The sequence below is a fragment of the Edaphosphingomonas laterariae genome (genome assembly GCF_900188165.1).
GTDB classification, from domain to species: Bacteria; Pseudomonadota; Alphaproteobacteria; order Sphingomonadales; family Sphingomonadaceae; genus Sphingomonas_E; species Sphingomonas_E laterariae.
The window spans coordinates 63,338-77,810 of sequence record NZ_FZOS01000012.1 but is presented as its reverse complement, the minus strand read 5'-3'; the positions used below and the strand labels follow the sequence as shown (position 1 = coordinate 77,810).

Sequence of the window (14,473 nt, the reverse complement as noted above, 5' to 3'; positions counted from 1 at the left end):
CGCCGGTCCGCTGCCACTCCATGCAACGCACGAAGCCCGGCCATCGCGCCGGGTTTCGTGCATCTGAAGGATATGATCCATGCCCACCGAACCCAACCCGGCGGCCGCTTCGGCTGCGCCGCTCTACAGCCAGACCGAGTTCGATGAACGCGGCAACTTCCACTATCAGGGCGATCTCCAGCAGCCGGGCGAAAGCCTCGCGGCGATCGTCGCCCGCGTCGACCGCCATTTGCGCGCCTGTTTCCCCGACACGCGCTTTGCGATGCGCACCCAGACCTTCTCCGGCGGCCGCAAGATCATTGCGGACTTGCTCGATACGCCCGAAGACCTGACCGGCCGCGACGCTCAGCAGGATTTCAGCGTCAAGGTGAAGGACCAGATCGAGCGTTTCGGCTTCACCCGCTCGAACATCTATCAGGACTCGCACCACTGCGCCTTCTTCTGCGAGGTCACGATCGGGCAGGCTTATTGGGCCGCCCTGGCGAAGCGACGGCGCGCCGGGAGCATGGTCGATTCCGTGGTCTCGCTCGCTGCGTTCAAACGGCGGATCAAGCCGGGTGACCAGATGAAGCTCATCAGCGCGCCTGGCTGGTACCGCTCGATCGGCACCACCAGGGCAGTCCAGGCGGTCCGCTCGAAGGATATCATTCTCGAAGGACCCAGCTACCTCACGCTGCCGCGCGCGGCGCAGTTCGCCTGCGACGGCAAGCTCGTGCGGATTGCGATCGGGACCGAAGACAGCCCCGATGCTCATCTCCTTTACCAATGGACGCCTGCGAAGGCGGCTTGACCACGGCTTCGCCCCTTTCGGCGCGACAGGCCGGGCGCGCCGGATCTCGCCGTCCCCGCGGCGAAACAGCTTCCCGGCCGACTTCCTCACCAACCAGGAGCAACATCCATGCAATTATCCGATGTCGAAACCGCGACGCCGGCGCAGCTCGCGCCCGTCCTCCTCGCCGCGATCCAGCGCCTAGGCCAGCTCGGGCGAGAGGGCGGGGTCGCACTCGCCGCGCTGCTCGAGGATGACGATGGCGACTTCGATGAAGGCGCCAGCTGGGTCGAAGATGCAGCCGTGGGCGGTCTTCGCGACTGAGCCATCTTCCACCGATTCCATCATCCGCACAAAGCCCGGCCGCCGCGCCGGGCTTTGTGCATTTTCGGAGACAATCGATGCACACCGCACGTCAAATCTACGAGCAAGCTCCCTTGGGCTCGCTCATCGCATTCCGCAGCGGGACCCCGCGTCCGCCCGAGAGGTTCACGCGCAAGGTCAAGGCCTGGGAACAGGAAAACGGCACCGGCCGACTTGTCGAGCGGCAGGCCGGCTTCGGCAGATCTCCCGCCACCTTCACCCTGCATCTCGGCGATTTCGGGAGCGAAGGCGTCATCATCATGGTGATTCGCCGCCTGTTCAGCGCCGAGAGCGCCAAGCCCTTCGAGATTCTCGAAAAACCAAAGGCCGGCATGGTCCGCGTGTTGACCGGTCATGGGGAGCGCCAGGAACTGCGCTTCCTGGCGAACGACATGGCGCAGGCCGAGCGGTGGATGGCGGAGCATCACTACTCCGGCATACGCGCCGAGATCGTGCCCGATTCCGATCCGGTAGTGCTCCCAGGCGCGACGGCGAGGGCCGCGTGACCCGGGCTCCCGCACCGGCCGGACAGGATCGAAACGGCGGCGGCGAAAGCCGCCGTCACTTCGTCCATGTTTATGCCGTTATCCGCGTCAAGGTGGCGGTCGATGCGACCGACCATCGATCCGCGATGGAGGCTGCGGACGAGCTGCTGTTCCAAAACGGCTTTGCCGTCCGTCTTACGCCCGCGGGCGATGGCATCATCGATGCCGACTATACCTCGGACGTTGCGGGCTACCTGGTTGATGAAGCCGGAGACGATGCGTTTCTGCGTTCGGCTTCCTACGGTCCCAACCATGAAGTCGAACGGAGGAGGCCATGAAATCTTATCAATTACGCATCGCTCAGGTCTTCCGCGTCGAGCGCGAGATGGTGGTTGCCGTCGAGGCCGCCGACTTACAGGCGGCGATCGACTTGCAGAGCGAAAGCGATGCGCCAGCCTTCGACGACCCAAGCTGGCGATCGACATGGTCACTGGAGAGCGAGGAGGTCTCCAGCGCCCAGCGTCCATCGCGCAGTCTCTAAGCGCACGACGTCATTCTCTGCTTACGTCTGGTTCCGCCGGAAGGTCCAGAAGGCACTCGATCGCGAGCAACCTCCTGCCATGCATGAAGATGTCGAGGCTGAATTCAAACAGCGCCGGGCGGCTGCAACCGTCAAGTCGGCCTGAAGGTGCGATGCCCGGGGGCGCCGTCCGAGCGGTTCACCGCCTGACGGCAAACAGCTTTGTCCGATCCTTGCAATATGATATATGGCAATGATACCTATCACTTTGCATTGGGGTAATGGAGGCAGACGTCATGAACATTGCCAGAATATTCTGGACCGGAAGATCGCAGGCCGTGCGCTTGCCGAAGGAATTCCGCTTCGACACCGATCAGGTGCGTATCCGTAGAGATGGTGACGCGGTGATCCTTGAACCGGCTCCGTCCGACTGGGCCTGGCTCAAAGCACTGGTCGGGCCGGTCGATAAGGATTTCGAGGAAGCTGTCAGCAAGGCCGGGAGCGAAGCACAAGGCTTCGAATCACGCGATTCCCTGGACGATTGAGCATGATCTACTCGCTTGACGCGAACAGCGTGATCGCGCTGCTCAAAGGCCATGAAAAGCTATGGAAGAACCTTGAACGACACAATCCGCTGGACTGCGTGATCTCGACGGTTGTCATGCACGAACTCTATTATGGCGCGAGCCGCAGTGTTCGTGTGAAAGAAAATCTCGATCGTATTGCGGCCTTGCGTTTCGAGGTCGTCGACTTCGAGCGCGAAGATGCCCGCGTTTCCGGTGAAGTGCGCGCCGTCCTCGCCAGCGCGGGGACACCTATCGGCCCACTTGATACGCTGATTGCCGGACAAGCTGTTGCGCGCGGGTTCACGGTCGTGACCCGCAACCTGCGCGAATTCTCCCGCGTTGACGGGCTCGCGTCGGAGAACTGGGAGGATTGAGCGCCTCGGAAACTCGGTCTCAGCTATAGGCAGCCGAAGAGGAGGGGGAATGGGAAGTCGCGTCTTTTGATGGCGTGATCAGGAGCTTTCCATGTCCTTTGCTATACGCCGCACGCGCGCTCTCACCGGCCGCACGCCTGCCGTCGCCGCCGATCCCGCAATCATCGAGGCCGCCGCGACGGGTGCCTGGTTCGCCTTCAGCCTGTCCGGCGGCAAGGATTCCTCGATGACCGCATGGGCCGCGATGGAATGGCTGGACGACCTCGGTCATCCGCGCGAGCGGCGTATCGCCGTCCATGCCGATCTTGGCCGCGCCGAGTGGCGCTCGACGCCCGCAATGGTCGAGGTGATCGCCCGAAGGCTCGAGATTCCGCTCCTGGTCGTGCGCCGCTCCGCCGGCGACATGGTGGCGCGCTGGGAGCAGCGGTTCGCGAGCGGAAAGGCGCGCTACGAAGCGCTCGAAACCTATAATCTCATCGGTCCCTGGTCCTCATCCTCGCTGCGGTTCTGCACCTCGGAACTCAAAGCCCAGGTCATTGGCCCGGCACTGGCTCGCCGGTTTGCCGGGGAGACGATCGTATCGGTGATCGGGCTTCGGCGCGAGGAAAGCCCGGCACGGCGATTCACGCCGGTTGTGCGTGAGGATCACCGCTTCGCCAAGCCCGGAAATCGCGCCAACACGCGCATGATGGTCTGGCATCCGCTGGTCGACTGGCGCACAGTCGATGTCCTTGCCGGCCATGACGCGTGCGGCCTGCCGCTTCATGAAGCCTATGGCTGCTATGGCTCGAGCCGGCTGTCCTGCGCCTTTTGCGTTCTCGCGTCAGCCGCTGATCTCGGCGCGGCTACGCGCGCGCAAGACAATCATAATCTCTATCGCCATCTGGTCGGGATCGAGGCGGAGTCGACCTTTTCCTTTCAGCCCGGTCGCTGGCTGGCCGATGTCGCGCCGCATCTCCTGTCCAATGCCCTCGCGCGGCAGATTGCCGACGCGAAACACGCCGCAAGCGAACGTCGGGCGCTGGAGGCCGGGATGCCATCCGGTCTCCGGTTCGTGAAAGGATGGCCCCCGCGTGTCCCGACGCGCGACGAGGGGAGCCGCATCGCGGCGGCGCGGTCGGTGATCCTTCGCCGACATGGATTGGAAGACCGCTATCCGACCGGTGCCGCCGTGCGGGCACGCTTCGACGCCTTGCTTACTGCCCGGAATGCACGCGACCGGCAAACTGGAGGGAAGGAAGCGGGGTTGGGGCGGGCGTGAGGATGCGCCCGATTGTTCGGAGATACCCCCCGATGTCCTACGATATCCCCTTCCGATACCAGCAGGCGCTCGACCCTTCCGCGCTCATCACGCTGCCAAACGCGCTTCATGCGCTCAATGCCGCGATCGAGGACTGCCGCAACGCCGGGCGGCCCCATGACAGCGATCCCGCCGTCATCCTGCTTGCACGCCACCTCGGCACGCTCGCCTCGCAGATCCAGCGCCCGAACAGCGAACTGCGCGTCGCGTGCATGGAAGCCATCGCCGACCTGCGCCGCAAGCCCGCCCTGATCGCGCTCGCGAACAAGGGCGTCGCTTATGACGAGCGCGCGAAGAAGCTTTTCCACGCCGATGGCCGCAAGGCGCTGCGGGCGCTCGCCGATGCGCTCGGCCTTGCCGATGACGGATATACGATCACCTCCCAGCGCGGCGGGGCCGCGATATCGGGCGACGTGATGCTGCACGCTGATCACCTCTACGTCCGGCTCAGCCTCGACGGCATGGGCGCAGGTCGGGAGGTGATGTTCCGCAAGGTCGCCGGCCGCCATGACTTCGTCGGCGAGCGCAACTACTGGGCCGCAGTTCATGACTTCGTTCAGCCCAAGCGCCTGGCCGCCCGCATCCGCCGCGACCTCAATCTACCCGAGCCCGCCGGCGCAACGGCGCGGCTCGCCGCCTGACGGAGATCATATCATGGATATCGTCATCACGCGCACCCGCATCGCCGGCACGCTGCTGTTCTACGAGTATCGCGCCCTGGTTCCGCTCGATTCCCTTGACGTGGAGCGCCGTTCGCTGGTGCGGTCGATCCCCCTGCCGCGCCCAGCCGGCTCGGGACGCTGCGTTCATATCGCCCAGCTCATCGCGCCCGACTTCTGGTTCCGCCTCGACATGCGGGCGCGGGCCGATCTCGGACGCCGGATCACAAGAGTTGCCCGGCGGGTCGAGGTGATGCTGGTCCGCGCCTGCTTCCCGGAGGTCACCAGCGATCTCGTTCAGGTGGTTTACCGCAACGCGGCCGATCCAGGCGACGCCTGCTGGTGGATAGCAATCGACGATCTCACCGGCGCCTTCGAACGGCTGCAGACGCTCATGCCGGTGCTGTCGGCAGCGGATCTGGGCCTGCACGATCCCGCGCGGCTCGCCGCCTGAATCATCAATCCATCGAAAGGACTTGCTCATGGGAGACCATGATCCTGCCTTCGCGCGCGAAACCGCCGCCTGTCTCTGGGAAGCCGTGCTGGGGCTGCGCGACCATCCTGTCACCAATCCCGATGCACTCGAACGCGCCTTGCAGATAAGGGCCTGTTTCACTGCACTTGGCACCGCCGCCATGCGGATGACCGTCTTCGGCTGGACCGATGTGGTCGACGCCGCCTGGGCCGAAGTCGCGGACGATTATGTCCTGTCGTTCGACTGGGACTTCGTGCCCGAGTGGATCGTCGCCAACATCGACTGGCGCGATCCTCATGGTCCGACGGTGCGGCCTCTGATCCCGGATCCCGGAGGGAAGGATGAGGAGATCGGACGCGGTGGTGATGCCGTGTCCAGCCCGGAGCTTTCCATGACCTTTCCGACCACGATCCACACCAGAATCGGCCAGTCCCTGCTCACGAAAATCGGCAGACTCTATAATGGCGGCGTGGCTGATGTGCTCGCCGAGATTATCCAGAACAGCAGGCGAGCCGGGGCGACCCGCATCGACATCGCCAAGGTCGAACGCGAGCACGGACCAGTGCTGCATATCCGCGACGACGGACGCGGCATCGCCGATCCGGCCAAGTTCCTGACGCTGGGCGATTCCGGCTGGAACGAGGATATCGCCCGCTCGGAAGACCCGGCGGGCATGGGCGTGTTCAGCCTCGCTGGCCGCCGCATTGCCGTCCAGTCCCATGCGGCCGAACTCGGCGCGGGCTGGCAGGCGACGATCACGCCGGATGCGTGGGAAAGTGGCAAGGCGCTCGATCTCGCTCCATCCGATATCGCCGAGGGCACGCAAATCGAGATCGACATGCCCGAAAGCTGGGCCATCACGCTCGATCAGGCGGTCAAGGACGCCGCGCGGTTCTTCCCAGTGCCGATCTGGTTCGGCGGCGACCGCCTGCCGCAGGAGAGCTTCCTGGCCGGCGCCAAGAGGATCGAGACATGGAACGGTTGCTCCATCGGCATCTTCGCCGACGAGCACCTCATCCAAAGGGAGAAGCCGCGGATCAATTTTCATGGCCTGACGGTGCCGTGCCGCCTGCCGCACATCCATGACGCCGATAGCGGCCGGGGCTTTTATGCCAAGGTCGATATCCTCGATGCGCCCGCGCTCCAGCTCGTGCTGCCCGCCCGCAAGGAAATGGTGCAGAACGCGGCGCTCGACGCCCTGCGCGAAGCCTGCGAGGCCGCGATCTTCCGCACCATCGCCCGCGAGGGCCACCATCGGCTATCCTTCGCTGATTGGGAGCGGGCGAAGGCGCTCGGCGTCGATCTCCCCGAAGCAGCACCCTGGCTCCCGGCATGGACACCGCGCACCGCCGAAAGCGATGGCACGCTGCTCGGCGAGCGGGTCGCGGGCGAGCCGATGGTCCTGATGCCGATCGACGAAGCCAATATCGAGCAATGCGTCGACCGCGCGATCGCTTGCGGAGCGCCGCTCGGTGCAACGCCGGTCGATCCTGTCGACGCCTTCGCCGGATATAGCTGGTATGACGCTCTGCCGCGCCTGGTGGGCTGCTCGTTTCGGGTCGAGCGGAGCAAAGGGGATTTTTTCGACTATATCGCGGGCAGCCCGGTGCCATTGGACCTTGTCTCCGGGCACGTCACTGCGATCACGCTGGAACTGACCGTGCGGGCAAGCAGCGATTGCGCCGCGACCACGGAGACACTTGCGCTGCCGGCTGACGTGGTGATCATTCCCCGCGATTGCTGGACCGACCTTGAGGAGGTCGTCATCCTGCTTGGTCCCGATTGCGCGATCAAGCCCTTCGACCTGGCTGGTTTGCTCGAACGCGCCTGCTTCTATCCCAGCGAGGATTGCGAGGCCGACAGCTATCATACTCAGCAGGCCGCGTTTGAGATGCAGGCGCGCTTCGCCGCCAATCTGCTGCTGCTCGGCGAGGACGCCGCCGTGATCGAGCGCGTGCGCGAGGCGATCCGCGAACATGTTTCCTGGCTGATCCCCAGGGACCGGGCGATCAGCGTGCGCGCCGTGGATTACCTGGTCGAGGCCGCCTTCGCCGACAATGACGCCGAGCCTGCGCCTGCTGCCGCCTGATTCCATTTCCATCGTGCATGGCCGGTCGCGCCAGTCGCGCCTCGATCGGTCATGCCCCATCGAGGAGCGATGCCATGACCGAAGACCAATTCGACGCGCTGGTCGATGATGCAACCCATGCCGTCAACAACCTCATACCCGATCGCTATCTGGACCGCATGGGCTCCAACGCGCGTAGCGGCCTCCTCGTTTCGATCAACGACGCCCTGACCGCGTTCCTGCGCGATGCGATCGAGAGCGCCGGTCCCAATATCGACAACCCGACACGCGCCTGCACAGTCGCCGCCGCGATCTGCGAGCTTTTCGAAACCCACATCGCCAAATGCGACGAGGCCGGCGAATGCGAAGCTGATCGTCCGCCCCACATCATCTCGGAAACCCATCGCACCACCGCCAATATCGACAGCATCGCAAGCTGCGACGTTGAGAGCGGCACGCAGATCTATCTGGTGCTCGACGATGGGGCCGGGTTTCGGATCACCGTCGAAGCCGTCGAAGTCGACGAGCCGGCCGGATGACCAGCCAGGCCAAGGCCCAACCGGCACACCGCGGCATCCGGACTGTCGGCAGCATCCGGACGCTGGCCCCATCCTGAGCGCCGCCACGCGCGCGTACCGGACCGGGGCCTCAGCAGCCCACACACTTTTTATGGAGGACCCCATGTCCACCTTGTCTCCTCTCCGATCCAGGCTCGCCGGGTTCGAGAACTGCTACAGAATCGCGCTTCAGCGGCGCACGATGTCCGGCCGCGATCAGTTCGTGGTCCGCACCGGCAATCCCATCCAGCCGTTCCGCGTCACCACCCGACGCCCCCGCACCGACGAAAACCTCGCGCTGCGCGTCGCCTGACCCCGCGCATCCAGCGTCGGAAAGCCCGGCGCATCCCAGTCATCACGATCGCACGGTCCGCCCATCGGGTCTCCCGCCGGGTGACGCGCTCGTGCGCCACTTCAAGAAAGGCCCGGATCATGACCTACAAGACCGCCGACAATCAGATCGTGCCCGAGCCGGTCTTCCGGCACATCCATAAAGACAGCTTCTACAAGACCAGCGAGGACCGGCAGGTCACGCTCGCGGTTCTGGAAATCCGGCAACCCACCTTCATCACCCTGACTCTGGTCGAGGTGACCGACGGCTACGAGGTGTTCGCGGCCGAATATCTGACGGGCATCCTCGCTATGTGGCTTGCCAGGGGCTGCACCGTGATCGCGGCATCTGAACGCCACTATATGCTGGCGATGCCGTCCCACGACACCGCCGCGCCGGGCGGCATTCCTGTCTGCGCGCGCTGCGGGAGCGATCGCATCGTGCGCGATGCCTGCGTCCGCTGGGACCAGGCCCGCCGGCAGTGGGTGCTGGCGGACGTGCATCCCTGCACATTCTGCGAGGCGTGCGAGGCAGAAGGCGATGAACTCGCGCAGTGGTCGAACGGCGATACGCGAAATCCGACCGAGAACGCCACCGGCGAGCGACCGCACCGGAACGGCCATGACGGTCGACCACTCCGTCATTTCCCGCCTGCGTCCGCTGAAGCGCCGGCTTCTCGCCGTCTGCTTCGGCGCGGGCGTGGATTCCACGGCGATGCTGGTGGCGCTTCGTCTCGCCGGCATCCGGCCGCACGTCATCACCTTTGCCGACGTCGGCGCGGAGAAGCCGGAAACCATGGCGCATGTCGAACTGATGAACGCGTTGCTGGCCCTCTGGGGCTGGCTACCGATCTCCATCTGCCGCAAGCTCCCGCTACCCTCGACAGGGTATGACGATCTCTATGGCAACTGCATTGCCAACGAGACCCTGCCATCCCTAGCCTTCGGCATGAAATCCTGTTCGTTAGGTCCACCCGTCCAAACTGTCTCCTTTCCTCGCAATGAGGGACGGGCCGACCGCCGCGCTAACCCAAAGAGCTGGCGGTGGTCGGCCCGTCTCTCGCGTCGCGCAGCGACGCTTGAGGCGCCGCACAAAAATGCCGCGCTTGTTATTTAAGCCATTCGTTTCGGAATCGATTTCTCTAGCGGAACGATGGTCGCCTCTGTAGAAGTTCTGAGAACAAAAGGGGGCCTTATGGCGCGGCGCGTTTTCTTCAGTTTTCACTTCGCGAACGATTTTTGGCGCACTCAGCAGGTGCGTAACATCGGAGCCCTCGAAGGGCAGACTCTTTGCACTGCGAATGCATGGGAAGAGGTCAAGCGGAAGGGCAAGACCTCCATCGAAAAATGGATCGATGACAACATGTACGGCAAGAGTTGCGTGGTGGTGCTCGTCGGTTCGGAAACAGCGAACCGGCCTTGGGTGATCCGCGAGATCGTCAAAGGCTGGGACGCAGGTAAAGGCGTCGTGGGTATCCGGATAAACAAACTTCTTGGTCACGATGGGAGCTCGTGCGTGGCGGGCAGCAATCCATTTGATGAAATCGGCTACGCCAATACAGGGAAAAAGCTTTCCTCCATAGTGAAGCTCGTCTCTCCTTCCGGAGCAGATAGCAAAGCCGCGTATGACTCGATTAAGAATGGGATCGAGACTTGGATTGAAGAGGCCATTGCGATCCGGGCAAATAACTGAGGTGCAAAGAATCGGAGATTTTGCACGGAATTAAGAGCGGGCGGCAAGAATGATAGAATATATTACCAAATCCGAGCTTCGTAATTTCGCTGACAAATTGAACATCAACGAGCAGGTAAACCTTAGGAAATCTGCTTCTTCTCGCGCGCTGTCGGGTGCTACATTTCTTTCGCACTCAAGCAAGGACGATGATCTCGTCGTTGGAGCCATTCGTGTATTAGAAGGGCACGGCGCCAAGGTTTATGTCGATGAAATCGACCCGGAAATGCCCCCATACACGACGGAGGAAACGGCAGGGCTGTTAAAGAGCCGTATTCGCCAGACAAAGCGCTTTGTCCTTCTTGCAAGCAAGAACAGCAAGGACAGTCGTTGGGTGCCCTGGGAGTTGGGCGTTGCGGATGGGTATAAAGGGTTGACGAAGATCGCGCTGTTCCCGGCATCCGACAGCGCGCATGAGCAGGCATGGGCGTCGTGGGAGTATCTGGGATTATACCGCCGCATCGTCTGGGGAGATCTACAGGGTCATCAAAAGCGCGTCTGGATGGTCCTCGACGAGAAAAGGAACACAGCTACCGAACTTAGTGAGTGGCTGGCTGGTGAATAACGAGTTCCCGTCCCGTTTAAGCAGTGGCAGGGGGTTGCCAAAATCGCTTCTCAACGACATCCGGTTGGAGAGTTGGACTTTCGAAGCGCTCCTCTCGGACGGAAACGTCAAGGTGGCGGTGAAATAACGCAACGTAGTCCCGGTCTTCCGCCAGGTCGGTCGATAAAGAGTCAACCTGCGCCCCAACTTCAAGCGTCGCGCCGCCCGTGGAGACTACTGGAATGACTGCAGCCTCCGGTTGCAGGCGTCGAAACATTTCATATTCCTGTACAATCCCGCCCATACCCCCAATGAAAACTGCCGCTTTGAACTTGTGTTCGGAAAACATGCGCTCACGCATGGCCAGCAAGCTCTTATCCCGATCCTTCTCGATCTCGTCCGTATAAACCACGTTGTTGAACCGCTCATTGTCCTCGGGATACTCATCCTTGAAATGGCGAGACTGGTAGAGCCGAACCCAGTGTCCGTAATTTATTCCTATGTCTTGCGAGACCACCCAGATCATCGGTGTTATTGCGGGTTGACCACCCCAAACAAGCAGCCTGCGTCCTAGCGTGACATGCACCAAAGCAGAGACTGCGGCTGTAATCGCGACACTGTCGGCGGTCGCCGCATATTGTGGGCCTCGCTTCGGATCCGGCACGCCTGCCGAAAGAAAAATGGCCTCAGTCATGGTCAGTTCTCCCATGCCGCAAGAGCCCATCCAGCTTCGGAAACTTTAATCGTGCGGACCGCGCGAATATGCTCCCCAAGCCATCGGAGATGAGCATTCCATGCATCACGGATGCCGATATGATCGTAGACCAGTACCGGTATCTCCTGCTGTTCCGCTCGTCGCGCCTTATCGGCCACATCGTTCAAAATTTCAGCCGTGGGGATTCCGACGATCGGATATGCCCAGATCTTTTCGCCGTCCAGCAACCGCACAGCGACGGCCCGATGTGCGCCGACGCCTTCTACTGACGCACCAATTTTCTCGACGTCAGCGCGAAGTTTGCCGGTAATCGACATGTATCGAGATGCGATGCTGCGGCTTCGTAGCCGCTCGACCTCCAAGACGATTGTATCCGCCGTTTCGGCTGCTATTGGGCCATCTGGCCCTTCGAGTTCCTGTGGATCAAGATATATAGTCTCTGCAAGATCGGTCAGCTTGTTTGGCGTATGCTCTGGCCAAATCACACGAAGGACTTGGATCTCCTTCGCGCGTGCTCTTCCGATTTCCTGTCGAGTCCAGCGGCTATCGAAATAGGTAGGCGTGTCGAGCATAACCATAACATCAGAATCGACGAGCCTATGCCAAAGCACATCTTGGAACGGATCGCCGGGCCTAATGTCGTGCGTGTCCAAGAAAACGTCGAATCCGCGGGACGCAAGGAGATCGTGAAGTTGCAACGCTGCTGCTCGGGATTCCACGCGCCGATAGCTCACAAACCCGTCGCTGTCGACGAAGTAAACCCACGCATTCCAGCATTGCCGACGCGAGTTCAGTCATATTTGGATCGTCAGCGCGCCGCGTTAGCCCATTGATAGGCTGGAGAAGCGGGGGGATGTGAGCATTGAAGTCTGCGCCAGCGGCAATCGTTGGAATGATGGGCGCACTGGCTCGGATCAGGTCTTGGGCCGCTTCGATATCTTGCTGGGCATTTCCTCCAAAATACGCGCATGCGAATGCTGCTGGCTTGTGTCGCTCACCCAGCGTTTCCGCATTATGCACAACTACATCGTCCCCCAACGTCAATCCGAAGTCGGAAACGATATCGGTGAGCGTCGCTGTCAGTGTTGCGCGCTCCTCTGGCGTTGCGGCACCAAGTATGGCCAGTTCATAGATACTCATTGGTGTCAGCGACCGGCCGCTTTTGCTGCAGCTTCGATCCAAGCCGGCATGTTGGCATAGCCGTTATCCCGAACCCAATCATATGTCCCGTATAGGTTCGACAGCGGAATATCTCGGCCATTCTGCTTTATTGTAAAATAACTAAGAGGGTTGGCTCCCTGTCGATCAGTTCCAAGTTGCGGATCTTTTACGCTATGGATGTCGATGGCCAATAGGCCTTTCCCAAGCTCGTAGCTTCTCTTGATCTCGTGCCGGACCCATTCGCGATCATACGTCTCTGCGCCGAACAGCACCACAGTCACGGACGTGCCTTTGAGCTGCTCCTCGATCCATTTTTCTATGCCGCCCGCGCGTCTTTTTGCCTCTTCGAACTCTGCCTTGTCATAGAAAGGCTGCGCGTCGTCACCTGGACGAACCACCCAGGAATTGCGGATTTGCACGACCCGTCGAACGTCACGGTCATAGTGAAAGCTAAAGAATACCCGACGCGCCACCGCTTCCCCCCTCGATGATCATTCACTCATATCAAGGCGGGCGTCAGGTGTCAGCAGGCACGGTGAGTGCTTGGGGTAGCCGCCGGTGAAACCATGCTCGGTGCGCAAACGGTCAAATACCCGCTTCGCCGTATGGCGCTGCTTGCGCGGGACACTGCGGTCCCCTTCAAGCCATCCATCGATGATCGCCACAAACCCGTCCAGCTTCGGGCGCTGCGGTACAGACTGACGCCAGTAACCTGGCGGCGATGAAAACGACAGCATCTTGCGTACCCGCGACGACTGCATCGACATCATCACGCAGGTATATGGTGCGGACTATGTGCCTATCAAGTCCGCCTGCTTCTGCCCGGCTTCGAAAATCTGGGAGCTATACTGGCTGGCCGCCGATCATCCCGATCTTCTCGACCGCGCGCTTGTGCTCGAACGCAATGCCCTGACGGGACGTCACAGCCGGTTCGACGCCGTCGAGTCCGGGGCGTCGTGGGACGAGCTTGTCCGCACAGCCGATCGCTTCCCGAGTTCGAACACGACGGTCGGGCTCGGCCGCAGCTTTGCCCGGAATCAGTGGGCGAGGGTCAATGACGTCGTTGACGAACAGTTTCGTGTTCGGCGCGGCCCGTCGGACCGGGCGCGTTTCCGCCTCCGCGCCGCAACGCTTCGCAAATCCGACAATGCGCTCGACGGACGAGGCGCCTCGCACTTGCCGGTAGCGCTCGCGGCCTGACCCGCCGAAGCGCTGGAGGGAAGGATGCGGGATTGGATGGTCCCTGCCCAGGGGCTGCGGATCTCAAGATACCGCCAGAATCCAGCAGCATCTTCGATTGATCGACGGGCTGCGCCTGCATCAGGATCATTGTCATGCGCTTGTCAGACGACCTTGCCGCACGCCGGCGTCTCTACGCCTTTCCATTGGCGACAGCCCCCGCGCTGCTCGTGATCGACATCCCGCGGCGCTACGCGGGTTCCGGCCTGCTCCTCGGACGCTACTACCCGGTCATCGCCGAGACGATCGACGAGGTCGCCGAGTTCGAGCGTTTCCTGGCGGCCGAGCGGCCAACCCCCGTGCCACCCGATCTCCTCGATCTGCGCCCGAGCGCCCGATGGGCCGGCACGATCACCTTCTTCGAATATCGGCCGCCGGAGCCGGACTGGCCGTGGGTCCTCCTCTGCCATTGGCCGGCCGACCTTGCGAGCCGCGCGGGTCGGGGAACCGACATGCTTGCGCGCGGAGCCTACACGATCGAGGCCTTCGCAAGCCGGCGCATGCTGCTCGCGCATATGATGGAGTTCATCGCGATCCTCGGCCACGATGTCGACCTGCGCATCGTGAACCCCAACACCGAGATCGCCGGCCACGCCTGAGGCCGGCGTCGCGGGCG

21 protein-coding genes and 1 pseudogene are annotated in these 14,473 nt (G+C 62.2%); 18 read left to right on the top strand and 4 right to left on the bottom strand.

Translation table 11 applies throughout. The features are described from left to right. Positions 1 to 79: 79 nt before the first annotated feature. The 16 genes from CHB74_RS12315 to CHB74_RS12230 all read left to right on the top strand — a co-directional run bounded on the left by CHB74_RS12315 (position 80) and on the right by CHB74_RS12230 (position 10,763). Positions 80 to 790 (top strand): hypothetical protein, encoded by a 711-nt coding sequence (locus CHB74_RS12315; RefSeq protein ID WP_089219913.1) that lies wholly within the window; start codon positions 80 to 82, stop codon positions 788 to 790. A 108-nt stretch (positions 791 to 898) separates the two neighbouring features. Beyond that, the gene (locus tag CHB74_RS12310; protein ID WP_089219912.1) at positions 899 to 1,093 is read left to right on the top strand and encodes a hypothetical protein; all 195 of its coding nucleotides are present in this window, start codon (positions 899 to 901) and stop codon (positions 1,091 to 1,093) included. A gap of 77 nt (positions 1,094 to 1,170) precedes the next feature. Then, a complete protein-coding gene (locus CHB74_RS12305) occupies positions 1,171 to 1,638 on the top strand; it encodes a hypothetical protein (RefSeq protein WP_089219911.1) in 468 nt (155 codons plus the stop codon). Further along, complete coding sequence (locus CHB74_RS12300) at positions 1,635 to 1,955, top strand: hypothetical protein (protein ID WP_089219910.1); 321 nt, start codon at positions 1,635 to 1,637, stop codon at positions 1,953 to 1,955. The genes CHB74_RS12305 and CHB74_RS12300 overlap by 4 nt, the downstream gene beginning before the upstream one ends. Continuing rightward, positions 1,952 to 2,158 carry a hypothetical protein gene (locus CHB74_RS12295; RefSeq protein WP_089219909.1) on the top strand — a complete coding sequence of 69 codons (207 nt, stop codon included), beginning with the start codon at positions 1,952 to 1,954 and terminating at the stop codon, positions 2,156 to 2,158. Before CHB74_RS12300 ends, CHB74_RS12295 begins: the two co-directional genes overlap by 4 nt. Positions 2,159 to 2,433: 275 nt before the next feature. Next, the gene (locus CHB74_RS12290; RefSeq protein ID WP_089219908.1) at positions 2,434 to 2,682 is read left to right on the top strand and encodes an antitoxin; all 249 of its coding nucleotides are present in this window, start codon (positions 2,434 to 2,436) and stop codon (positions 2,680 to 2,682) included. A 2-nt stretch (positions 2,683 to 2,684) separates the two neighbouring features. Further along, the gene (locus tag CHB74_RS12285) at positions 2,685 to 3,077 is read left to right on the top strand and encodes a type II toxin-antitoxin system VapC family toxin (protein WP_089219907.1); all 393 of its coding nucleotides are present in this window, start codon (positions 2,685 to 2,687) and stop codon (positions 3,075 to 3,077) included. A 91-nt stretch (positions 3,078 to 3,168) separates the two neighbouring features. Beyond that, positions 3,169 to 4,338 (top strand): phosphoadenosine phosphosulfate reductase domain-containing protein, encoded by a 1,170-nt coding sequence (locus CHB74_RS12280; protein ID WP_089219906.1) that lies wholly within the window; start codon positions 3,169 to 3,171, stop codon positions 4,336 to 4,338. A 32-nt stretch (positions 4,339 to 4,370) separates the two neighbouring features. After that, entirely contained in the window at positions 4,371 to 5,018 is a 648-nt protein-coding gene (locus tag CHB74_RS12275) for a hypothetical protein (RefSeq protein ID WP_089219905.1), read from the top strand. 13 nt (positions 5,019 to 5,031) lie between these two features. Beyond that, positions 5,032 to 5,490: a hypothetical protein gene (locus tag CHB74_RS12270; protein ID WP_089219904.1), complete on the top strand. Its 459-nt coding sequence runs from the start codon at positions 5,032 to 5,034 to the stop codon at positions 5,488 to 5,490. A gap of 28 nt (positions 5,491 to 5,518) precedes the next feature. Further along, positions 5,519 to 7,600: an ATP-binding protein gene (locus tag CHB74_RS12260; RefSeq protein WP_245842864.1), complete on the top strand. Its 2,082-nt coding sequence runs from the start codon at positions 5,519 to 5,521 to the stop codon at positions 7,598 to 7,600. 74 nt (positions 7,601 to 7,674) lie between these two features. Then, entirely contained in the window at positions 7,675 to 8,118 is a 444-nt protein-coding gene (locus CHB74_RS12255) for a hypothetical protein (protein WP_089219903.1), read from the top strand. Positions 8,119 to 8,260: 142 nt separating this feature from the next. Further along, positions 8,261 to 8,449 carry a hypothetical protein gene (locus CHB74_RS12250; protein WP_089219941.1) on the top strand — a complete coding sequence of 63 codons (189 nt, stop codon included), beginning with the start codon at positions 8,261 to 8,263 and terminating at the stop codon, positions 8,447 to 8,449. A gap of 119 nt (positions 8,450 to 8,568) precedes the next feature. Further along, entirely contained in the window at positions 8,569 to 9,360 is a 792-nt protein-coding gene (locus CHB74_RS22025) for a hypothetical protein (RefSeq protein ID WP_179220825.1), read from the top strand. Positions 9,361 to 9,661: 301 nt separating this feature from the next. Next, the gene (locus CHB74_RS12235; RefSeq protein ID WP_089219940.1) at positions 9,662 to 10,159 is read left to right on the top strand and encodes a TIR domain-containing protein; all 498 of its coding nucleotides are present in this window, start codon (positions 9,662 to 9,664) and stop codon (positions 10,157 to 10,159) included. A 49-nt stretch (positions 10,160 to 10,208) separates the two neighbouring features. Continuing rightward, entirely contained in the window at positions 10,209 to 10,763 is a 555-nt protein-coding gene (locus CHB74_RS12230) for a toll/interleukin-1 receptor domain-containing protein (RefSeq protein ID WP_089219901.1), read from the top strand. A gap of 16 nt (positions 10,764 to 10,779) precedes the next feature. On the opposite strand, the gene CHB74_RS12225 is transcribed toward CHB74_RS12230, so the two are convergent. The 4 genes and pseudogenes from CHB74_RS12225 to CHB74_RS12210 form a co-directional block, all read right to left on the bottom strand. After that, complete coding sequence (locus tag CHB74_RS12225; RefSeq protein ID WP_089219939.1) at positions 10,780 to 11,436, bottom strand: Thoeris type III anti-phage system protein ThcA; 657 nt, start codon at positions 11,434 to 11,436, stop codon at positions 10,780 to 10,782. A 2-nt stretch (positions 11,437 to 11,438) separates the two neighbouring features. After that, positions 11,439 to 12,176, bottom strand: coding sequence for a Thoeris type III anti-phage system protein ThcB4 (locus CHB74_RS22450; RefSeq protein ID WP_245842876.1), 738 nt, complete (start codon positions 12,174 to 12,176; stop codon positions 11,439 to 11,441). A gap of 426 nt (positions 12,177 to 12,602) precedes the next feature. Beyond that, positions 12,603 to 13,091 (bottom strand): TIR domain-containing protein, encoded by a 489-nt coding sequence (locus CHB74_RS12215; protein WP_089219900.1) that lies wholly within the window; start codon positions 13,089 to 13,091, stop codon positions 12,603 to 12,605. Positions 13,092 to 13,166: 75 nt separating this feature from the next. After that, positions 13,167 to 13,364: pseudogene (locus tag CHB74_RS12210) on the bottom strand (IS21 family transposase); the annotation flags it as partial. Between the two features lie 49 nt (positions 13,365 to 13,413). Here CHB74_RS12210 and CHB74_RS12205 point away from each other — a divergent pair. Both CHB74_RS12205 and CHB74_RS12200 read left to right on the top strand, forming a co-directional pair. Then, the gene (locus CHB74_RS12205) at positions 13,414 to 13,818 is read left to right on the top strand and encodes a hypothetical protein (RefSeq protein ID WP_218821428.1); all 405 of its coding nucleotides are present in this window, start codon (positions 13,414 to 13,416) and stop codon (positions 13,816 to 13,818) included. 134 nt (positions 13,819 to 13,952) lie between these two features. Then, a complete protein-coding gene (locus CHB74_RS12200) occupies positions 13,953 to 14,456 on the top strand; it encodes a hypothetical protein (protein ID WP_089219899.1) in 504 nt (167 codons plus the stop codon). Positions 14,457 to 14,473: the final 17 nt, after the last annotated feature.

What these genes read in the sequence shown, in the direction of transcription:
- CHB74_RS12315 (WP_089219913.1), top strand. Translation starts at nt 80, where the DNA reads ATGCCCACCGAACCCAACCCGGCGGCCGCTTCGGCTGCGCCGCTCTAC.
- CHB74_RS12310 (WP_089219912.1), top strand. Translation starts at nt 899, where the DNA reads ATGCAATTATCCGATGTCGAAACCGCGACGCCGGCGCAGCTCGCGCCC.
- CHB74_RS12305 (WP_089219911.1), top strand. Translation starts at nt 1,171, where the DNA reads ATGCACACCGCACGTCAAATCTACGAGCAAGCTCCCTTGGGCTCGCTC.
- CHB74_RS12295 (WP_089219909.1), top strand. Translation starts at nt 1,952, where the DNA reads ATGAAATCTTATCAATTACGCATCGCTCAGGTCTTCCGCGTCGAGCGC.
- CHB74_RS12290 (WP_089219908.1), top strand. Translation starts at nt 2,434, where the DNA reads ATGAACATTGCCAGAATATTCTGGACCGGAAGATCGCAGGCCGTGCGC.
- CHB74_RS12285 (WP_089219907.1), top strand. Translation starts at nt 2,685, where the DNA reads ATGATCTACTCGCTTGACGCGAACAGCGTGATCGCGCTGCTCAAAGGC.
- CHB74_RS12280 (WP_089219906.1), top strand. Translation starts at nt 3,169, where the DNA reads ATGTCCTTTGCTATACGCCGCACGCGCGCTCTCACCGGCCGCACGCCT.
- CHB74_RS12275 (WP_089219905.1), top strand. Translation starts at nt 4,371, where the DNA reads ATGTCCTACGATATCCCCTTCCGATACCAGCAGGCGCTCGACCCTTCC.
- CHB74_RS12270 (WP_089219904.1), top strand. Translation starts at nt 5,032, where the DNA reads ATGGATATCGTCATCACGCGCACCCGCATCGCCGGCACGCTGCTGTTC.
- CHB74_RS12260 (WP_245842864.1), top strand. Translation starts at nt 5,519, where the DNA reads ATGGGAGACCATGATCCTGCCTTCGCGCGCGAAACCGCCGCCTGTCTC.
- CHB74_RS12255 (WP_089219903.1), top strand. Translation starts at nt 7,675, where the DNA reads ATGACCGAAGACCAATTCGACGCGCTGGTCGATGATGCAACCCATGCC.
- CHB74_RS12250 (WP_089219941.1), top strand. Translation starts at nt 8,261, where the DNA reads ATGTCCACCTTGTCTCCTCTCCGATCCAGGCTCGCCGGGTTCGAGAAC.
- CHB74_RS22025 (WP_179220825.1), top strand. Translation starts at nt 8,569, where the DNA reads ATGACCTACAAGACCGCCGACAATCAGATCGTGCCCGAGCCGGTCTTC.
- CHB74_RS12235 (WP_089219940.1), top strand. Translation starts at nt 9,662, where the DNA reads ATGGCGCGGCGCGTTTTCTTCAGTTTTCACTTCGCGAACGATTTTTGG.
- CHB74_RS12230 (WP_089219901.1), top strand. Translation starts at nt 10,209, where the DNA reads ATGATAGAATATATTACCAAATCCGAGCTTCGTAATTTCGCTGACAAA.
- CHB74_RS12225 (WP_089219939.1), bottom strand. Translation starts at nt 11,436, where the DNA reads ATGACTGAGGCCATTTTTCTTTCGGCAGGCGTGCCGGATCCGAAGCGA.
- CHB74_RS12200 (WP_089219899.1), top strand. Translation starts at nt 13,953, where the DNA reads ATGCGCTTGTCAGACGACCTTGCCGCACGCCGGCGTCTCTACGCCTTT.